Source organism: Candidatus Binataceae bacterium (assembly GCA_036495685.1).
In the GTDB taxonomy this organism is placed as follows: Bacteria; Desulfobacterota; Binatia; order Binatales; family Binataceae; genus JAFAHS01.
Genome location: DASXMJ010000114.1, coordinates 1 through 19,631, shown reverse-complemented (window position 1 = coordinate 19,631; position 19,631 = coordinate 1). Strand labels below are relative to the sequence as shown.

Sequence of the window (19,631 nt, the reverse complement as noted above, 5' to 3'; positions counted from 1 at the left end):
GTACTTCGCGAGACCCGGATAAACTTTGTGGGTCGAACCTCGGTTCTCCTCGCACTCCCTAACGGTACGCCATCCTGATCTCCAATCCGCACGGCTGCTTGGCGCTGTGCAGGTGCGACTGCCGGCTGGAGCAGCCCGCCCCTTGAGTAACGCTAGAAGTACCCTTCCGCGCGCAAACGCTCCATGATGCCTCCGGATCGAACGATCGCTTGTAGGAACTCGGGCATTTTAGTTCCGGTGCGCCGCTCATTGCGCGTGAGGTTCTCGACGATGCCGGTTGCTACCTCCAGTCGTAGCACGTCGCCTTCGGTGACCAGGTTCCGAATGCCCAGACACTCCATCGCGGGCAGCGCGTAGTTGACGCTGTTACGGTAGAAGAGTCCGTTGAGAGTCTCGGCAACGACCGCGGCGATTCCAAGCCGCTTCAAAAGCAGCGAAGCCGGACGACTCGACCCGGTTCCGAAATTGCGTCCACCCACGAGGATATCCCCGACTCGCACTTCATCGACCCATCCGGGTCGATAGGTGGCGAACACGGCGCGTACCTGCTCTTCCAGCGACTTGCCAAACACCGTCTGGGGCATCATCAGGTCGGTGTTAAGGTTGTCTTCTCCAAAGAGCCATACCCGACCTTTAACTACGAGGAGATCGCTCATAGGGTGTCCTCCAAATAGGTCGTGGGATCACAGATTCGACCCGCGATCGCCGACGCAGCGACGGTCGCCGACGACGCCATGTAGATTCGCGCAGAAGGACTTCCCATCCTCCCCTTGAAATTACGCGTGCTCGAAGTGATGCAAACCTCCTTCGATCCCACGATGCCCATGTGTCCGCCGTAGCAGGCGCCGCAGGTCGAATTGGTTACCACGGCACCAGCTTCGAGGAGCGTCTCGACGTATCCGCGGTGGACCGCTTCTTTAAGGACTCGCTGCGATGCGGGGGTCACGATGAAGCGCACGCCGGGCGCGACTTTCCTGCCGCGTACCACCTGCGCCGCGATCCGAAAATCTTCGAGCTTGCCGCTGGCACACGAGCCAACGAAGGCCTGGTCTATAGGAACATCGTCGGCCAACTCGGCGACCGGAAGGGTATTGTGAGGAATGAAGTCGGGTCGCGCGACATATGGCCTGAGCGCCGAGAGGTCGATGTCAAAGGATGCGGAATAGGTTGCGTCCGCGTCGCTCTCGATTGCTTCAAAGGTTTCGCTTGTGACGGAACGCAGATGCTCGACAACTCTTTGGTCGGCAGGGAAAGTCGCGAACTCGGCGCTGAGTTCCGCGCCCATGGTCGCTAGCGTGGCCCGATCGTCGAGCGTCAGTTCCGCGACGCCGGGTCCGCCGAATTCGATATTGTGACCCTCGACACTCCCGGCGACCGCGGCCAGATAAAGGAAGACATCTTTGCCGAATACATTGGCGGGCTTCTTGCCTTGCAGCTCGAATCTGACGGTGGGTGCGACCTGATACCAGGTTTTCCCAGTGCACATGATTTGGAGCATCTCGAGGGGACCCATGCCCCGTGCAACGCAATTGAACGCGCCGGAGGCGCAGGTGTGCGAGTCGGTGCAAGTTAGAATCTGGCCGGGCAGGGCGATTCCATTTTCCAGGATCACCTGGTGGCAGATACCGCCGCGACCGACATCATAGAACTACTCGACGCTAAACTGCTTGACGAACTGGCGCGCGATCGACTGCCCCTCGGCGTCGGCAATCGTGGGCGCAGGAACCGCATGGTCGAGGATGACGACGATTTTGTGGGGGTCCGCAATCCGCTTCGGCATGGGCGCGGTCGCGGCAAACGTCAAGTCGATCTGAACGATCTTATCGACATCGCAAACGACGATATCGCCGGGTCGGACCCGGCCGCCGCCGCTGTGCCGCGAGAGAATCTTCTCGGCCATCGTCATGCCCATATCCGACCTCCTGCGGCGAACGATTCGGTCCTAGTGACCGGTGTACTTCTTGCCCAGCGCGTCCATCTCATCGACGCCGAGCAAATCGATCAGCTCACGGAACGCATTATCCTGCGCAACCGGTTTCAGGGCGCCGGTCTGCTTGAGCTCGCTCAAGGCAGTGCGCGCGGATTGATAGTAATGGAGCAGGGTTCCCGAATAGATGGTCAGCTTGAACCCGTGACGGGCGAGTTCCGCGACCGGCAATAGCTGCCCGTTGTACAGGAGCGGTAAATTCTTGAGCCGCCCTGCGTAGTTGCGCAAGTCGTCCAGCGTGCGGATGCCATCGACGAAAATAAGGTCGGCGCCCGCCTCACGGTACGCGGTTGCGCGGCGCACTACGTCATCCCATCCGTTGACCGCGAGCGCATCGGTGCGCGCGATGATCACGGTGTCGGGATTGCGGCGCGCGTCGCATGCGGCCCGCACCTTGGGGACCATCTCGTCCTGCGGGATCACCTGCTTGCCGGCGAGGAACCCACAACGCTTGGGCCACACCTGGTCTTCGATGTGCAAGGCGGCCGCCCCGGCACGTTCATATTCGTTTACGGTGCGCCACACGTTGACCGGATTGCCATATCCGGTGTCCGCATCACAGATAACCGGAATTTGCACCGAGCGCGCGATGGCCCGGACGTTCTCCACCATTTCGCTCATCGTGAGCAGCCCGAGGTCGGGAAATCCGCGCGCCGCGGCCGTTCCGAAACCGGTCATGTAGACCGCCTCGAAACCGACCCGTTCGGCGATCTTGGCCTGGAGCGCATCGTAGACAAACGGGGCGACCACCATCGGGTTTAGGTTCAGTTTCTCGCGCAACTGTTTTGCTGGGTTCATGTTTGCTCCGGCATTTAAATCTGGCTGTATCCGCTGCCCTTACGATCGAACCCAATCCCCGTGCCCCGCGCGATAAGCCCGTACTCCTTCAGAAGTTCCTGGCTGTAAGTCACGCGGCCGCTGATCTTGTTCACCGGTTCGGTGACCAGCAGCAGCGCAGCGCGCGACATATACTCGATGGGCTCCCCATCTTGCATAGTCTCGACGAGATGGTGGTACAAAGTTCCCGGCGTTGCGACGACTTCGGATGGCGAGAGACAGGTTACCGAAATGCCATCCTCGAATACCTCCGCAGCGAGTCCCTGGGTCATCCGCTCGAGTGCGGCCTTCTCGGCGCCATAGCACACCGCGCCCGGCATGAACTCGTCCTTCTTGTATGGACCACGGCCGGGACCGATTGCCGCGCCCGAGGAGATATTCAGGATCGCACCCGACTTGCGCGGCATCATGTCCTGCAACACTAGCCGGCTGAGCATGAAGGGCGCGTGCAAGTTGACCTGGAACGATCGCAGCCAGCGTTTTGGAGGAAAATCCTTAACCAGAATGAAGTAGGTCAGCGCGGCGTTATTCACCAGCACATCGCAGGGACCGTAAATCTTCTTCGCGTCCGCGACCAATCTCTCGCACTCGGCCTCCGCGGACACATCGCAGGTCACGGCAGTAGCTTCGCCTCCCGCCTTCCGGATTCCAGCGACGGTGCTTTCCAGCGACCCCTCGAGCGGATGGTCGCCTTCTTTGAGGGTGCGCGCGGAGCAGATGATCCTGCCGCCCTCGCGCGCGAACAACTCGGAGATGGCCTTTCCGATTCCGCGACTAGCGCCGGTCACAATTACGACCTTTCCATCGAGCTTGCCCATCGAGCGCTCCTATGTATCCGAAGTGTTACTCGGGATACTCATCTTATAGTCGTTGTCGCCGTCACTCGACCACTGATCGAGCCTCATCGGTTGCGCCCGCGCCTTGGTCTGCGGTTTCGGATCGATCCGGCGGCTGTTATTGTGTCTATGCGCCGGCGGTTTAAACGGCGCTACCGGAAATGTTGTCGCTCGATCTCAACACTGTCGCCATCATCGTGATTGCGCTCGTCCTGGGGAGTGGGCTCGCATTCATCGGCGTTCTCATCCAGTGGAGCCTGCGCAAATCGCGCCCTTCGCAAGCCGAGCCGTCGCTGCCGCAGGCGCGAGCGGTGCTGGTCCAGCGGTCGGAGGAAGCGCTCTACGAAGAGGTGTTGGAGGGCACGCTGGCGCCCGAGCAAGCAGCCCCGCCGATTTCGGAGCGGCCGACCACCATCGACGAAGTTGCGGCTCCCCCCGAGGTTGGAGAGCGCGCACCGGCACCGAAGGCGCCGGTGCGAATCGGAATTGGCCTACGCAAGACGCGCGAGAATTTCCTGGCGCGCATCCGCGCTGCAATCACCGGCAGCAAGAAGACCGAAGAGCTCTACGAAGGCCTCGAAGAGGCTCTGATCGCCGCCGATGTGGGCGTCGAAGCCAGTCTGAAGATCGTCGAAGCGGTGCGTACTCGGCTTGGCAATGACAGCCGTCCCGAGGTCGTGCGCGATGCTCTCAAAGCCGAAATCGCGCGCATCCTCGAGGCTGCGACGCGCGCGCCCGCGGACGCCGGCGATGCGCCGCTGGTCATCCTGGTGGTGGGGGTTAACGGCGTAGGGAAAACCACCACGGTCGCCAAGCTGGCGGCTAGGCTCAAGGCAGAGCGCGGCGGTGTGATCGTGGCGGCCGCGGACACTTTTCGCGCAGCCGCGATCGAACAGCTCCAAGTCTGGTGCGATCGCGCTGGCGTCGACATGATTAAGCAATCGCAGGGCTCCGACCCCGCCGCGGTCGCCTTCGACGCGGTCAAGGCCGCCGTCGCGCGCAATGCCAGGTCGGTCGTGATCGATACGGCGGGACGTTTGCAGACCAAGGTCAACTTGATGGAGGAGCTCAAGAAGATCGCGCGGGTCGCGGGACGCGAACTGCCCGGTGCTCCGCACGAAACCTGGCTGGTGCTGGACGCGAACACCGGACAGAATGCGCTTAGTCAGGCGAAGATCTTCGGCGATGCGGTTCCCCTCACCGGGGTAGTCCTGGCCAAGCTTGACAGCACCGCAAAGGGTGGTGTGGTCATTGCGATTGCCGACCGGCTCAAGGTACCGGTCCGGTTCGTGGGGCTGGGTGAAGAGATCGACGATCTACGCGAGTTCGATGCGCGCGAATTCGTCGACGCGCTCTTCGAAGGTGGGCAGGGCGAGGGGGATAACACAAGCGGCTCTTATGCAGCTTGACAGGCCAGTTAATCGAAAACTAAAGTAAAGGTAGAAGTTTCTCTATGTCCACGTCGATCGATGTCCTCAAGCAACTCGATGAACGCATTCAGGCATCCGTAACCCGCATTCAGCAACTACGCAAAGAAAACGAACAGCTTCAGCAACGCCTGGCCGAGAGCGAGCGACGCATCGGGGAGGCCACCGCCCAGATTCGGCAATTCGAACAGGAGCGCAAGCAGCACGAAAACGAACGCGGAGAAGTCCGTAGCAGGATCGAGAAGATCCTCGCCCGCTTCGACGGCATTGAATTAGGTTAAGGAGATGAAAGGCATCAACGTCGAGATCATGGGGCAGAATCTCACCGTCGCCAGCGATTCGGGCGACCAGTGGGTCAAGGACCTCGCTCGCACGGTTGATGGAAAGATCAAAAACATCCGCGCCGGAACCCAGGCGGTAAGCTCGGTCCACCTGGCGATTTTGGCGGCACTAAACTTCGCCGACGAGCTCGAGCGCCTGCGCCAAGAGCATACGGCATTGGTCGAGCATATCGAGGCGATGAACAAGAGGCTGAGCGCCGCGATTGAAGGCAAGGAGTTGTGAGAGCCATGCCCGCACGCGCACATGCCCATGAGGATCTAGAGCGATGGTACGGGGGCGGGGAACTGGGTTTGGTAACTAGCCACAACGCGAGGCCCGCGATCGCGCGGCCCGTGAGAGGATTTGTCGGTGGATCGGCGCAATATCCGCGAGCGTATCGCGATCTGCTCGATTGCGGTCCACCGGGGCGAGGTCCGGGTTCGAACCAAGGCGCAAGCGTTCAGTGGTGGTTGAGTAGTTGATCCCGCTCCCGCCATGGCATGAACCATGGCGGACCAGAAAAAATACCTGCGCACGATGCTCGGTGAATGCCGCGCATCACTGGCGCCGCACTTTACGAAATCGCGCTCGGTTACGATTCAGCGCCGGCTGCTTGCGACCGATTGCTACCGTGACGCGCCGGCGGTCGTTCTTTATTCTCCGATCGATAACGAAGTTGCCATGGATCTGGTCGCCTCCGACGCGATCGCATCCGGAAAGGAGCTCTTTTTTCCCCGCCAGCGCCGGGATCGCGAGACCATGACGGTGGCGCGGGTTCATGCCTTATCGGAGCTGGTTAGGGGAGCCTTCGGCATCCGCGAGCCGGGCTCCGAAAGTGCAAGCGCACGACCTTATGAGCTGGCGCGCGCGATAGTAGTGGTTCCCGGGTTGGCGTTTGGACCGCAGGGCCAGCGGCTTGGCCGGGGTGGAGGCCATTATGATCGTTTCCTGGCGGCGTTGCCGCGTGAAGCGATCACGGTAGGTCTCGCCTATTCTTTCCAGCTGCTGGATCGGATTCCGCAGGAATCCTTCGACCGGCGGCTTCAATACATCATTACCGAGTCCGCCCTCATTCGGGTGGCCGAACCGCAGGTTCAGCCGCTCGCGGCAGAGGTGGGCCGAGGAGGTACACCCGGGTGAATCTGATAGTCGCAATCCTGGGATTCGTAGTTGGCAGCGCGATCTTCCTGGTGTGGGGATTGACGCGGCGACGTGTGAGCGCCGTCGACCAGGAAGCCGCTCGAGTTCAAGCCGAAGAAACGGTCAGGGAGGCACAAACCAGAGGCGAATTAATCATCAAGGAAGCAGAAGTAAGGGCCAAGGACCTGGTGGTCGGCGCTCGCGCCGACGCCGAGCGTGAAGTGCGCGATCGCCGCCGCGAGATGCAGCAGGCGGAAACCAAACTTGAATCACGCGAGGAAGCGTTCGAAAAACGCCAGGAGGCCTTCGAACGCCGCGAGGGGGATCTCAATCGGCGCGAGCAAAGTTTTCGCACGCGCGAGAAGAACCTCGCCGAAAAGGAAGAAGAACGCCAGAAACTGGTCGACGAGGCTCGCACCAAGCTGGAGGCGGTAGCCGGCCTCACCCGCGAGGAGGCTAAACGCAGCTTGATGGACGAAATGATCGGGCAGGCCCGTACCGATGCGGCCCGCCACATCCGCGTGGTCGAGGAAGAAGCTCGTGAAGAAGCAGACCGCCGGGCCAAGCGTATCGTCTCGATCGCCATCGAACGGCTAGCCGGCGAGTTCGTTGCCGAGCGTACCGTCGCCGTGATCGCATTGCCCACCGACGAGATGAAGGGGCGCATCATCGGGCGCGAAGGCCGCAACATCCGTGCTATCGAGGCTGCCACCGGCGTCGATATCATCATCGACGACACGCCGGAGGCGGTGGTCATCTCGTGTCACAATCCGATTCGCCGCGAAATCGCTCGAGTCGCCCTGGAACGGCTCATCTCGGATGGCCGTATTCATCCGGGCCGCATCGAGGAGGTGGTCCGCAAAGCGGAACAGGAGGTCGAAGAGTCGATTCGCGAGGCCGGACAGCGCTCGATCATCGAGGTCGGGGTCCACGGCATTCATCCGGAGCTGGTGAAGCTGCTCGGCATGCTCAAGTACCGCTACAGTTATGCGCAGAACGTCCTCATGCACTCGATCGAAGCGGCGTTCATTGCCGGAGCGATGGCTGCGGAGCTGGGACTCAACGAAAAGCAGGCTCGTCGAGCCGCGCTGCTGCATGATATCGGCAAGGCGCTGACCCACGAAGTCGAGGGGTCGCACGCGCTGATCGGCGCGGAGCTGGCGCGCAAGTACGGCGAATCGGCGAAGATCGTAAATGCCATCGCGGCGCATCATGAGGAGGTCAAAGCCGAGACCATCCTGGCCCCGCTGGTCGACGCGGCCGATGCACTGTCGGGCGCTCGCCCCGGAGCGCGGCGCGAAGTGCTCGAGAGCTACGTGAAACGGCTCGAAGACCTGGAGCAAATCGCCAAGTCGTTTCGCGGGGTTGAAAAATGCTTCGCGGTCCAGGCCGGCCGCGAGATGCGCGTGATCGTCGAGCCCGGTCAGGTTTCCGACGAGGATTCCGCGATGCTCGCACGTGACGTCGCCCGCAAGATCGAAACCGATATGACCTATCCGGGCCAGATTCGAGTCACCGTGATCCGTGAGACCCGGTCAACCGAAATAGCACGTTAAGTGCGGCCATGAATGGGAAGGGTGTAGCCTAAAGAGGATGCACCCCATTTCCCTTGCCTTGTGACGCTGGGCAAGGAGGGCCGGCTAAGCTGCGGCGCAGCTCCTTTCGGCTGGGTTGGGATTGCACGGAAGGCTTTGCTGGTAATTCCTGGAGGTTGTGCCTCGGTGGTTGAGTATCCTCATCTTTTCGGCGAAAGTAGACGCGGAGTATCATCAGATTGATGGCTACAACCCGCGACGCCTTGGAAACGACGATTGCTCTTGAGAAAGAGAGCATGGCCCTTTATGCGCGGCTTGCGAAGTTGTTTGCCGCGGAACGCAAGCTGCAGGATTTCTGGTTTGGCATGGCGCGCGACGAAGCCCGCCATGTCGGGGCCCTCGACCTGGTTTGGACAGTCCTCGACCTTGAGGGCAAGCTCGATGCGCCTGGCCCGATCTCGCTGGAAGACTCCGCTATCGTGAAACTCCGCGAATTGTTGGCTCGATTCCATCGCGAGGCCAAGCCGGGACTGCGCATTCAGCGCGCCCTTGAGATGGCGCTCGAAGTCGAAGAAACCGAGCTCGAAGACCTGGTCGCTGACCTGTTGAAAGCGGTGCAGGCACCTGACGAGTACGAACGCTGCCTGCGGCTACTGGTCCATGACCTCGGCGAACTTGGCTACATGATCGAGCACAATTGTCAGGATTCCTCTCTGCTTGCCCGCTGCGATGCTCTGTGCGATCGCCACGCTGAGGCCTTGCGCCATTTCACAGTCCGGCAAGCTAGCTAAGCTAGCAATAGGATTCAACGACCGGAGTCGCCTTTTTCCGACTCATTGGTCTTGGCGGTTTGTTATTGCGGACATCCGCGGCTTCTAACGGCAGGGTCAACTGCCTTCAAGCGAGATCGCCGAGATGCCGCGGGAAAAAGTTATGTTGAAACCTGCTTGCGGGAGTTGGTGAAGACTGCTCGGGCCCAGAACAAATCCGCGTGAGTCGCGCGGTTCCGGTCTCACCGAAAAACCCGGTGCGAGTGGCGCAGCCTATGCCGAAGGAGGACAGCGACCTGAGGGACCGCTTGCTCCGCCATGACCGTTTGGTCTCACAGTTACGCCGCAACCCCGTTCAAAAGCTTATACCTCCGCGGTGGCGCGAGACCGGATGCTTGGTTATATTTTTCTAGCGCTGAGGAGTCGGCTAATTGGCAAGCCACCTGACTCTGGATCAGGCGATTGAAGGTTCGAGTCCTTCCTCCTCAGCCAAACCCACTTCCCCTAAGGTGGGCGCGCGACAGACGGTCCCATCGTCTAGTGGTTAGGACACCGGCCTCTCACGTCGGGAACGCGGGTTCGACTCCCGCTGGGATCACCAAGTAAAATCAAGCACTTTTCCCCGATAACCCGCCTTTCTCCCGGGTCTTGATACCCACATTTGATACCCGCCAGCCTTGAATTCGGGGCATTTCGGCCGCTTCGGCCGACTTGTCCTCCGGCTTAAGAACACGCCCCGGTCGCACGTCCGACCACCCCCCGGCCAGGGGGCACGCATTGGCGCCAAGCCTGGCTCTGAGCCTCCGCGCCGCGCCGAGCGGACCGGTTAATCGTTTCGTCGCCGCCGCCGGAAAAAAATAACTCCCGGAAAATAAATCCCGGCCGAAATTCCCAGATATTTTATTTCGCCGTATTTCCCCAATCTTGGCAGCATTTTTTGGTATGCGCGGCAGTGCCCGAAAAAAATTCCATTCCACAACAAATGGCGCATATAGATCCGGAAAATTGGCGGATATCATTAGCATCCTAGATAATCAGGCGCGGGTTGGATCCACCCCTCGATTTCGGCTTATCCGCCATAAAATTGATAATCGTTTCTGCTTGCTGGGGGCGTAGAGCAAATCGATTGCTTCAATTGTCTTTGTGGGTGCCGCACTCTAGATCGCGAGAACGAAACCGCGTGCTTTTCTCGCTGGGGAAAGTGGACGGGATCCAAAGCACGGCGGTCGGTCCGACCTACGCAATTCGAGCTTTTGCGGTACGTGCTGAACAGGCCTAATCTGGACCGTCTTGCGAGCGGGGGCCTGTAACCACCATGCGCTGCGCGAAGTGCGGAGCTGAAAACCTCGAGGGGCGTAAGTTCTGCACCCAATGCGGCTCTCTGCTTGCAGCCAAGTGTCCACGATGCGGCGCTGCAACTCAGCCTGGTGAAAAATTCTGCGGCGATTGTGGGACTTTGCTTGGAACACCTATTGCGGCCCCCACAAAGTCCGACGAGCCTCAGATTCGAGTAGCCGAGACGTCCAGTCCTGATATTCTCCAGGGTGAGCGCAAGACCGTCACCGCGCTGTTCGCCGACATCAAAGGGTCGATGGAGCTGATTGAGGACCTCGACCCCGAGGAAGCGCGCGCCATCGTGGATCCGGCGGTCAAGCTGATGATCGACGCCGTCCATCACTATGGCGGTTATGTCGCCCAGCCCACTGGCGACGGGATCTTCGCGCTGTTCGGCGCACCAGTCGCTTACGAAGACCATCCGCAGCGCGCGCTTCTCGCTGCACTCCGGATGCAGCAGGAGCTGAAGCGGTACTCCGATCGCACCCGCGCCGAAGGTCGCTTACCGATTCAGGTCCGGGTCGGAGTGAACACGGGAGAGGTGGTGGTGCGTGAGATCCGGACGGGCGAGAAGCACGGCGAGTACGCACCGATTGGTCACTCGACCAGTCTGGCCGCGCGAATGCAGGCACTGGCTCCGATTGGTTCGATCGCGGCGACGGAGCAGGTCAGGAAGCTGTGCGAGGGTTACTTCGCCTTTACGGCACTCGGTCCGACGAAGGTCAAAGGCGTCAGCGAGCCAGTCAACGTCTATGAGGTGACCGGGCTGGGTCCGCTGCGCACGCGGCTGCAACGCTCGGCAGGACGTGGCTACAACAAATTCGTCGGACGGCAGCGCGAGCTGGACGCGATGAAGCATGCGGCGGAGCAAGCGCGCGCCGGAAGGGGTCAGATGGTCGCGGCGATGGCTGAGCCGGGTGTCGGCAAATCGCGCCTGCTGTTCGAGTTCAAGGCGGTCTCGCAGTCGGGCTGGATGGTGCTGGAGACGTTCTCGGTCTCGCACCAGAAAGCATCGGCGTATCTGCCCGTGATCGGGCTGCTGCACGGCTACTTAGCCATCGACGCCGGCGATGACCTTCGCAAGCGGCGCGAGAAGGTCACCGGTCGCGTGGTGGCGCTCGACCGGAGCCTCGAGGACACGCTGCCGTACTTATTCGCGTTGCTCGGCATCGTCGAGGGTGACGACCCGCTGGCCCGGATGGACGGGCAGGTGAAGAAGCGGCGCACGCTGGAGGCGATCAAGCGGATTCTGTTGCGCGAGTCGCTCAACCAGCCGCTGATGGTGATATTCGAGGACCTGCACTGGATCGATGACGAGACGCAGGCGCTGCTGAACCTGCTCGCCGATTCGATCGGCACCGCGAAGGTGCTGCTGCTGGTCAATTACCGTCCTGAGTATTCGCATCAGTGGAGCGGCAAGACCTACTACACGCAGGTGCGGCTCGATCCTCTGGGACAGGAGAGGGCTGAGGAAATGCTGTCGGCGATGCTCGGTGACGGCCAGGATCTGGACCCGCTCAAGCGGGTCATCGTCGAGAAGACCGAAGGCAACCCACTGTTCATGGAGGAGATCGTCCAGTCGATGTTCGAGGACGGCGCGCTGGTCCGCAACGGAACGGTGAAACTGGCCAAGTCGCTTAACCAGCTAAGGATTCCACCGACGGTGCAGGGCATTCTCGCGGCGCGCATCGACCGGCTGCCGGCCGACGTGAAGGACCTGCTCCAGACGCTGGCCGTCATCGGAAGAGAGTTCAGCTTGGGTCTGCTGCGGCTGGTAGTCGCGAAATCTGACGAGGAACTCAATCGCATGCTCGCCGCGCTTCAGCTCGCCGAGTTCATCTACGAGCAGCCGGCGGTGGGCGAGGTCGAATTTATCTTCAAGCACGCGCTGACGCAGGAGGTCGCGTTAGGCTCGCTGCTGAACGAGCGGCGCCGAGCGCTCCACGACCGCGCTGGTGAAGCCATCGAATCGGTGTTCCCAGGCCGCCTCGAGGATCATCTGACTGAGCTGGTGCATCACTTCACCCAGGCCGCTAACGCCGATAAGGCGGTGCGGTATCTGACGCTCGCCGGCAGACAGTCGCTGGAGCGCGCCGCCGTGGCCGAGGCTCAAGCGCATCTGCAGCAGGGGCTGGAGTGGATCAATCGGCTGCCCGATTCAGTTGAGCGTGACGCGCGTGAGTTCGAGCTTGCGAGCAGGCTGGTACCGGTGCTTCTGTACCTTAAAGGGTTTAGTGCGCATGAGACTCGAGAGGCAGCCGCGCGCGCAGTGGCCCTTGCCGAAAAAGGCGGCAACCTTGCGCAGCTAATTATGCAACTATTCTGGACAGAGATTGGCGCTTGGAACTCGGGTGACATCTCTGGCTCCGCCGCGCTTGCCGACCAGATACTCGACCTCGCGCAGCGCGAGGGCAGCCCCACCAGCCTCGGATTCGCTCACAATGCTCAACTGACCGTGCGCTTCTATCTCGGGGACCTCGTCGGAGCCGAGGAGCATTTCGCGCGCTGGAGCCTCTGCCGGGATAGGGGCGGTGATGTGCAGGTTCCCGTTTTTAACATATTTCCGTTCGGTCTTGCGGCTTTTAGCGCGTGGATGATGGGTCATGCCGAAAAAGCCCGCGAGCGTATCGCCCAGATGTTCGCCGTCGCCCGTGATAGCAAGAACCCTATCAACATGGCGGCCGGACGACTTTTTGAAGGCTCGCTGTACAAGCTTCTCAGAGATCCGCAGCGCGTTGAGGCTGCGACCACGCACGCGCTGGCCTTGTCCGAAGAGCATGGCTTTGTCACAGATTGGTCCCGCATCTACTTGGGTTGGGCGCGGGCACAGCTCGGCAGCGCCGGCGAAGGCGTTTCGCTGATCCGCCATGGTTTAGCCGGCTTGGTCGAATCGGCACGGCGCGGAATCACTAATTATCTCACGTGTATGGCGGAGGCTCAGGCGCTCGACGGTACTATCGACGACGCGCTCGCCACGATCGGGGAGGCGCTCCAGGCGAACCCAGGGGAACTGCTCTACCGACCCGACGCTCTGAACTGTCGCGGGGAACTGCGGTTCAAAATTGCGCAGATGGAACTGGCCGAGGCCGACCTCCGTGAAGCGATCGCGCTTGCGCAAAAGATGAGGGCGAGGGCTTGGGAGCTGCGCGCAACGACGAGCCTTGCGCGATTGCTCGCGAAGCAAGGCAAGCGCGACGAGGCGTGCGCGACGCTCGCCGAAGTCTACAACTGGTTCACCGAAGGCTTCGACACCGCCGACCTGAAGGACGCGAAGGCGCTGCTCGATGAGTTGAGCAATTCACACTGAACCTCCTTCAAACACCAGCTCCAGTTTGACGCCAAGCCCATATCGGGTCCTTCTATCCGCGAGCGGGTCCTGCTTGGACGTTCGTGCCGCGCCAGGGCGCTGGGGCGAAAGCGTGCCGCCTTCTGGCGTGCATTGGGGTTTCCCAATCTGGTGTTAGCCCGCGCGGCAAAGGCTCGCTGCCGACTTGAGCGATTGAAAGGAGAAGAGTTGGCGCTCGCGCGATCAGTCAACCCGTTCGCACTGCCTGAGGACGCGCATCTATGGGCTTCAGTCGCCAGAAACAAAGTCCAAACGCGCGGACACAGGGCGGACTTGTCTGCGCTCCAACGTAAGAAAGCGCCCAATGGCTACTCACTCTTCAAGGCCCGTCGTGAGAAGCGTCGATGACACGAACGCTTCCGATCGGGTCCTCCCAGCTCCCCGTCGGGTCCCAAAGGGCGCATCGCGCGTTGCAGGGTATATGGTCGCAAGCGTGCGGCATTCTGGCGTTCGCTAGGCTTTCCAAACTTGGTGCGAGCTCGCGCCGCAAAAGCGCGCAAGCGCAAGCAGCGTCTGGCGCAGGCCAGGGACTTATCGTTCAGTCCCTTTGCGCTCTCGGCCAAAGAGCGGCCACGCGGATTCTAAGCGCCGTAGTCCCCGCGACGCCCGCAAACCCGATTGCTCAATAGATCGCTCGCTTTGTAGCTACTCTTTTTCGCGCGGAACAACGGATAATCAACCCTGTGCTCCGCGATCGTATTGAAATCCGGTCCGGCGGTTTGGTTCCAAGCCCAGCGGCAGATGGTCACTCCATTTTGCCGGGAGTGCCCACCCCTTTGTTTCACCACCGAGTACGGTATGACTCCCAAGCTTCGATTGGTCCTCCTTATCTACGGTCGGGTACCAAATTTTGTGAACGCGAACTTTACGGAACCGGACCAAGCGGCGATGGGGGCGCAAGTTTGAGCCACTGGCGCTCACGGATCTCGAGGGTTCGGCGATTCGGAACGAAGGACACGGCCCCATTTTTCGATTCCCAGCTTCCTCCTAGTTCAACCACATATCGCCCCGGTGGCAGCGGCACGCGGAAGCTTCCAAACATTCCGGAACAGGTTCCTCGCGCGATCAAGTTGACGCCCGCTGAGCCATACACCTTGACGCATTGCGTCGAGGGTGGATTGGCCGGCGCATTGCCTAAGGCAGCGGTCAGGTACCCATATATGCCCGAATCACTCATGGACTGTGACGGCGTCGATGTTGGAGTATTAGCACATCCGGGCTCTTGGTAGACTAAAAGAGCGATGAGGGCTCCGCACGCAAGTGTTAGTAGGTTAGGAACCCGCCCGCTCACTTTGGCCGTCATTTCAGCCCTTGATCTCTCCAAGCGTCGCCGGTAAACCCCCGACAGTCTGGGTGACGCCGCCCAGCGTGACCGATGCCGCCTGCACGGTCTGGGTGGATGATGGCCTGACGGTACGACCACCGCCTCCACTGCCCCCTCCGCATCCGGCCGCACCGAGCGCAATCATTAGTGCAAGGGATGTGAAAGCAATAATTCTGAGTCGCTTGAGTTCGTTAGTGCTAAGCAAGGTGATTCCAATCATCCCAAGCCCCCAGAGCAGCGGACAAAGCCCGCCCGAATTTTCATCTTTGTCACCGGTCGTAGGACCGATCGCCGCATATACGTATTGAACGCGGCGTTGATTGTTCGTTGCGGGGTTCATCGAGATGACGGTGCTAAGAGCGAACTTCGCGCTCTGTCCGCTCGCCAGACTCAATGGAGGCGAGAAGCTGAAGACCGTTGAACCGGCTGGCGTGACCGGGCCGGAAACGGTTTGGGCTCCGCCGACTGTCGCGGTCAGGGTCAGGGAGGAGAACACCTTGGGATCACTTACCCCGATGGTTACCGAGGAGATCATTTCCATACCAGAACTGCTGTTGGAGATGGCAAAGGTTCCGCCGGCGACAGTCGAGCCAGGCTTGCCGCTGCCATTTCCCGAGGAGACTACGGTAACGACGGGGGTTGGTATTGCCGTCGGGGTAGGCGCGATGGTGGGAGTCGCGGTGGAAGTAGGAGCGGCGGTCGGGGTGGCTGTTGGCGTCGCGGTCGAAGTAGGGGTTGGAGTCGGAGTCGCCGCGGCGGTGGTTAACTGGTAAGCACCACGGCCGTGAGTACCGATGAAGATCAATCCGTTGCTGCTCTGCTCGATATCGAACACCGGCACCGCCGGCAGCGTGCCACCGGCCGCTGCGGGGCTCACCTGCACCCAGTTTGTACCGCCATTAGTTGAACGGAATACTCCGATGTCGGTGGCGACGAGCAACGTTTGGCCGGTCGAATCCTGGTTATCCACAAGCAGGCGCAGCGATGGAATGTCGGGCAGATCGCCGGTCACATCACTCCAGGTTGTGCCGAAGTCGGTAGTCTTGAAAATGTGATCGATTCCGGTAGATGCCTTGAAGCCTGAGATCGTCACGTAGGCAGTCTGGGCGCTGAACGGGTCGGGGGTAACACCGGTTATCTGGGTGGTTGTGTTGGCACTAGCACCTGCCGTCGAATTGAAGTTGGCGGTCACGTTGTTCCAGGTGCCACCGCTGTTCAAATTGGCTTGCGTGGTGTTGGAGATCTCAAAGCCGGAGCCGTTGAAGGTCATTGCAAGAGCCCATGCCCTGGTGGAATCGACCGGTGAGAACTCCACATCGCCAGCGTCGCAGAAGGTGCTGGCGCAGGTACCGCTGGTGAGATCAGTAGTGCTCTGCCGAGCCCAGGTGACCATCCCGTCGGTCGACACGTAAACGAATTGAGCGGCGAACAAGACGCGATGGGCGGTAATCGGATCGCTGGCCAGCGGCGGGTAGAAGTTCGCCCCGCGGTCGCCGGCCGCGATGAGCGCGTTTTCAAGATTGGTGGTCGGCGTGTTGAAGCTCCACGTGTTGCCGCCGTCGGTGGACATGGAGACGACAGGGATACCGGCACCCACGCTAGCAAGGGTGTGGTATGCGAAGCTCGGGTCTTTTTGATCAAACAGGGCAAAGCCCCCGTCACCAGTTTCAGCAAAGAACCAGGCTGGGGTGCCCGAAAAAATCTGTGTACCGTTGTCCTGGAACCCGGCGATCAGCTTGCTGCCACTGGGCGGTAGTGGTCCGATGCCCTGGATCTGGCCGATGTTGATGTCGTTGTTCAGCGACGCGATGCTGCCGTTGCTCGCATTAACCGCATAGGCGCCCCCGTCGTTGCCGATGTAGAGTGTGCTCTCGGTCGGGTTGGAGGCGGCCGCATGCTGGTCGGTGTGAATACCGCCGTTTGCGCCGAGAAAGATCCATGTCGCGCCGCCGTTGGTTGACAGATACGGTCCCAGACCACCAAAGCTCACCAGCCCGGGTGTGATTTTCGATGCGAGTAGGTACTGATCGTAAAACGACTGCGCGATATTACTGCTGCTTGTGCCGTCAATGGTCACTCCATTCAAAGTGGCCTGCGGCACCGTTTGGGCTGTCCAGGTGGCGCCCGAGTTAGTTGACGTGAAGAACCCCAGATAGGCGGTCCCTGCGGCATTGCCAACCATGGCGTAAATCGTCGTTGGGCTGGCGGTTTGAATAGCTACACTCTGACGAAAGGTGTTGCTGAGGATACCGGGGCCTAATGTCAAGCCTGGAAAGTTGGCGGGAGTCCACGTTGTTCCCGCGTCAGTGGAGATGAAAACGTTATCGAAGTTGATCGCGGCAGCAACAAGGTTGCCGTCGACCGCGACATCGGCGGCCGGGCACGGACCGCCACCCAGGAAGCACCCAAACACCGCCCCGCTGTATTGCGAGAATGTGACACCGTCGTCAGTGGAACGGTACAGGCCCTGCTTGGTGAAGTCGGTCTCGTTGAACGCTGGATCTGAGCGTCCGGCGCTGATTCCATTGCCAGTCGCTAAAAAGATATGGGCGGGCGAGAAGGAGTTGTCTACCGCGATCCTGGAGAAGGCGACGCGATCAAAACTGCCCACCGAGGTCCAGGTGCTGCCCAAGTTGGTCGACTTGAACAACCCCTGCCCATAGTAGGTGTCGACCGCGTTGTTGCCTTCGCCGGTTCCGGCCCACAAAGTCGACGGTGAGGTACTGGTGTCGAAGGCCAATGCGCCGATGGCTTGGCTGGGTTCGGAATCGAATACCGGTTTGAACGTTGTGCCGGTGTCGGCCGAGAGCCAGATCCCGCCGTTGGCGCCGCCGATAGCGATGTTGGCCGCATTAGCCGGGTCTACCGCGATAGCGCTCACCCGTCCAGTCATGGCTACGGGAGTCCCGACGATGACGCCGCCGAAGTTCGCTGCCTCATTCATCGGGAGGGGCCCTATGTTGCTCCAGGCGAGACTGCTGGTAGGTGTCACCGCAGCCGAGAGCGCGGTCGCCGCTCCTCGAGTAATGGCGCCGCGGCGTGCGCCTGCGGGTACGCCAAACTCAAGGCCTAGTTTGCTGGCGAAAAACTTGGACCGCTCGATCCGATCTTGGACGCTGACAAGCGGGATCGGTTGACTTGGCGGGTTCAAATCGGCTGCTCGCGAGTGCGCACTCAGCCCCAAGAGTCCGGCGCCGCCGAGAAGGAGCACTGCTATCAGGCTGACTCGAACTGCCCCTTTGTGGCGAGGCGTCCACGCGCTCCAAACCGAGTTCTGCTTCACGGTTGGTCCCCCTAGCGTCGGTGTGGTGCAGCCACACGAAGGCTACTCTTAATCACTGTTAGATTACAAGTTGTAGTTATTTGTCAGAACCAATCGAGACAGCAAGATGAGGTTAGATTTCCGGTCGCCGCCTGTAGGTGTCTCACGCGATCCGTCGCGCCCCTGCACGCAACGGGATCTCCTGGTTCCGTGATTCTGAGGTTTGCGTTTTCGATTGGCGCAAATTGATCACGCAAACCAAAAGAACGAGATTATTGATCCCGGGCAGCATCCAACATCTTGTTAGCGGTAAAAGGTCCACTAGGTGGCTAGTCTTTCCGCGCGCGGAGCGAAACGATGCTAATCCTACGCTCCGCGGATCGCCTTGAATTCCGTACGGCTCTTTGGTTCCAAGCCTCCGTGCAGATGGTCATATTCTGTCGTCGGCGTGGCACGCTCTCGCCTCCATCAAGTCCATTTGGCGCCAAGCCTGGATCGGGTCCTCTTAACGTATTCGGGAAAATAATTCCCCGGCAGAAATTCCCGAGTACTTTTATTGCGTCGGTGCCCGGGAAAAATGGCCTTCCGCAACGTTGGGGAATTTAGTGCTGCGGAGTGATTAGCATCTTGATAATCAGGGTGCGGGGCGGTAACCCCCTTCGATTTCGGCGTATTTGGCATAAATTTGATAATCATTCCTGCTTGCGTCTTTGTGGTCCTTGCAGGGTGGTACCGCGACTGTATCGCGCGTCCTTTTTCTCGCTCGGAAGGTGGGCGGGACCATAGGTGGACGGTCGCTCCGCCTCTCAAATCAAACCTTTGCGATGCGCGCTGAAAGGGGCTTAGTCTTGAGCGTCTTGCAAACGAGGGGGACCTGGGTAACCACCATGCGCTGCGCGAAATGCGGAGCTGACAATCGAGAAGGCGCACGCTTCTGCGACAAATGTGGCTCTAAGCTTTCGCCCAGATGTGCCTCGTGCGGAGCAGAAAACCGCACGGATGCAAAATTCTGCGATTCCTGCGGTGCCGCGTTTGGAGCGGGCCCGGCAGTTCTTGGGCTAGCGGGGGCGAAGGCGAACGATACGCCCATTCGGGTGACTGGAACATCTGCGGCCGAGAATGTGGAAGGCGAGCGCAAGACCGTTACCGCCCTTTTCGCCGACATCAAGGGCTCGATGGAGCTGATCGAGGATCTCGACCCGGAAGAGGCGCGCGCTATCGTCGATCCGGCACTCAAGCTGATGATCGAAGCGGTCCAGCACTACGGCGGCTACGTCGCGCAGTCCACTGGCGACGGGATCTTCGCGGTGTTCGGCGCGCCAGTCGCTCACGAAGACCACCCGCAGCGCGCCCTATACGCTGCGCTGCGAATTCAGGAGGAGCTGAAACGTTACTCGGACCGCACCCGCGCAGAAGGTGACCTTCCAATCCAGGCACGGGTGGGCGTGAACACTGGCGACGTAGTGGTGAGATCAATCACGACCGGCGAAGGGCGCACTGAATATGCTCCT

13 protein-coding genes, 2 tRNA genes and 1 pseudogene are annotated in these 19,631 nt (G+C 60.5%); 10 read left to right on the top strand and 6 right to left on the bottom strand.

The window, feature by feature from the left end:
• Positions 1-152: 152 nt before the first annotated feature.
• The 5 genes and pseudogenes from VGI36_11400 to VGI36_11380 all read right to left on the bottom strand — a co-directional run bounded on the left by VGI36_11400 (position 153) and on the right by VGI36_11380 (position 3,642).
• Positions 153-656, bottom strand: a complete 504-nt coding sequence (locus tag VGI36_11400; protein ID HEY2485747.1) for a 3-isopropylmalate dehydratase — start codon at positions 654-656, stop codon at positions 153-155.
• Positions 653-1,630 (bottom strand): annotated as a pseudogene (locus VGI36_11395) (aconitase family protein). The gene VGI36_11400 and the pseudogene VGI36_11395 overlap by 4 nt, the downstream one beginning before the upstream one ends.
• A gap of 18 nt (positions 1,631-1,648) precedes the next feature.
• Complete coding sequence (locus tag VGI36_11390; GenBank protein ID HEY2485746.1) at positions 1,649-1,912, bottom strand: hypothetical protein; 264 nt, start codon at positions 1,910-1,912, stop codon at positions 1,649-1,651.
• 30 nt (positions 1,913-1,942) lie between these two features.
• Positions 1,943-2,785, bottom strand: a complete 843-nt coding sequence (locus tag VGI36_11385; GenBank protein HEY2485745.1) for an isocitrate lyase/PEP mutase family protein — start codon at positions 2,783-2,785, stop codon at positions 1,943-1,945.
• Between the two features lie 14 nt (positions 2,786-2,799).
• Positions 2,800-3,642, bottom strand: a complete 843-nt coding sequence (locus VGI36_11380) for an SDR family NAD(P)-dependent oxidoreductase (protein ID HEY2485744.1) — start codon at positions 3,640-3,642, stop codon at positions 2,800-2,802.
• Between the two features lie 179 nt (positions 3,643-3,821).
• On the opposite strand from VGI36_11380, the gene ftsY reads away from it, so the two are divergent.
• From ftsY to VGI36_11335, 9 genes are all read left to right on the top strand, one after another.
• Positions 3,822-5,069, top strand: coding sequence for a signal recognition particle-docking protein FtsY (ftsY, locus tag VGI36_11375; protein ID HEY2485743.1), 1,248 nt, complete (start codon positions 3,822-3,824; stop codon positions 5,067-5,069).
• A gap of 44 nt (positions 5,070-5,113) precedes the next feature.
• The gene (locus VGI36_11370) at positions 5,114-5,368 is read left to right on the top strand and encodes a cell division protein ZapB (GenBank protein ID HEY2485742.1); all 255 of its coding nucleotides are present in this window, start codon (positions 5,114-5,116) and stop codon (positions 5,366-5,368) included.
• Between the two features lie 4 nt (positions 5,369-5,372).
• Positions 5,373-5,651 carry a cell division protein ZapA gene (locus VGI36_11365; protein HEY2485741.1) on the top strand — a complete coding sequence of 93 codons (279 nt, stop codon included), beginning with the start codon at positions 5,373-5,375 and terminating at the stop codon, positions 5,649-5,651.
• A 264-nt stretch (positions 5,652-5,915) separates the two neighbouring features.
• Entirely contained in the window at positions 5,916-6,548 is a 633-nt protein-coding gene (locus tag VGI36_11360) for a 5-formyltetrahydrofolate cyclo-ligase (protein HEY2485740.1), read from the top strand.
• On the top strand, positions 6,545-8,104 hold the full coding sequence (rny, locus tag VGI36_11355; GenBank protein HEY2485739.1) for a ribonuclease Y: 1,560 nt from the start codon (positions 6,545-6,547) through the stop codon (positions 8,102-8,104). Before VGI36_11360 ends, rny begins: the two co-directional genes overlap by 4 nt.
• A 275-nt stretch (positions 8,105-8,379) precedes the next feature.
• Entirely contained in the window at positions 8,380-8,874 is a 495-nt protein-coding gene (locus VGI36_11350) for a hypothetical protein (protein HEY2485738.1), read from the top strand.
• A gap of 395 nt (positions 8,875-9,269) precedes the next feature.
• Positions 9,270-9,345, top strand: a tRNA-Gln gene (locus VGI36_11345).
• A 34-nt stretch (positions 9,346-9,379) separates the two neighbouring features.
• Positions 9,380-9,454 (top strand) — tRNA-Glu (locus VGI36_11340).
• Between the two features lie 855 nt (positions 9,455-10,309).
• On the top strand, positions 10,310-13,495 hold the full coding sequence (locus tag VGI36_11335) for an adenylate/guanylate cyclase domain-containing protein (protein ID HEY2485737.1): 3,186 nt from the start codon (positions 10,310-10,312) through the stop codon (positions 13,493-13,495).
• 1,343 nt (positions 13,496-14,838) lie between these two features.
• Here VGI36_11335 and VGI36_11330 read toward each other — a convergent pair.
• Entirely contained in the window at positions 14,839-17,802 is a 2,964-nt protein-coding gene (locus VGI36_11330) for a hypothetical protein (protein HEY2485736.1), read from the bottom strand.
• Positions 17,803-19,214: 1,412 nt separating this feature from the next.
• On the opposite strand from VGI36_11330, the gene VGI36_11325 reads away from it, so the two are divergent.
• Positions 19,215-19,631 (top strand): adenylate/guanylate cyclase domain-containing protein (locus VGI36_11325; GenBank protein HEY2485735.1); only part of this gene is annotated, 417 nt, incomplete at its 3' end.

Bases quoted from the DNA above. Each gene is read 5' to 3' on its own strand.
- VGI36_11400 (HEY2485747.1), bottom strand. From the start codon at position 656: ATGAGCGATCTCCTCGTAGTTAAAGGTCGGGTATGGCTCTTTGGAGAA.
- VGI36_11390 (HEY2485746.1), bottom strand. From the start codon at position 1,912: ATGGGCATGACGATGGCCGAGAAGATTCTCTCGCGGCACAGCGGCGGC.
- VGI36_11385 (HEY2485745.1), bottom strand. From the start codon at position 2,785: ATGAACCCAGCAAAACAGTTGCGCGAGAAACTGAACCTAAACCCGATG.
- VGI36_11380 (HEY2485744.1), bottom strand. From the start codon at position 3,642: ATGGGCAAGCTCGATGGAAAGGTCGTAATTGTGACCGGCGCTAGTCGC.
- ftsY (HEY2485743.1), top strand. From the start codon at position 3,822: ATGTTGTCGCTCGATCTCAACACTGTCGCCATCATCGTGATTGCGCTC.
- VGI36_11370 (HEY2485742.1), top strand. From the start codon at position 5,114: ATGTCCACGTCGATCGATGTCCTCAAGCAACTCGATGAACGCATTCAG.
- VGI36_11365 (HEY2485741.1), top strand. From the start codon at position 5,373: ATGAAAGGCATCAACGTCGAGATCATGGGGCAGAATCTCACCGTCGCC.
- VGI36_11360 (HEY2485740.1), top strand. From the start codon at position 5,916: ATGGCGGACCAGAAAAAATACCTGCGCACGATGCTCGGTGAATGCCGC.
- VGI36_11350 (HEY2485738.1), top strand. From the start codon at position 8,380: ATGGCCCTTTATGCGCGGCTTGCGAAGTTGTTTGCCGCGGAACGCAAG.
- VGI36_11330 (HEY2485736.1), bottom strand. From the start codon at position 17,802: ATGAATGAGGCAGCGAACTTCGGCGGCGTCATCGTCGGGACTCCCGTA.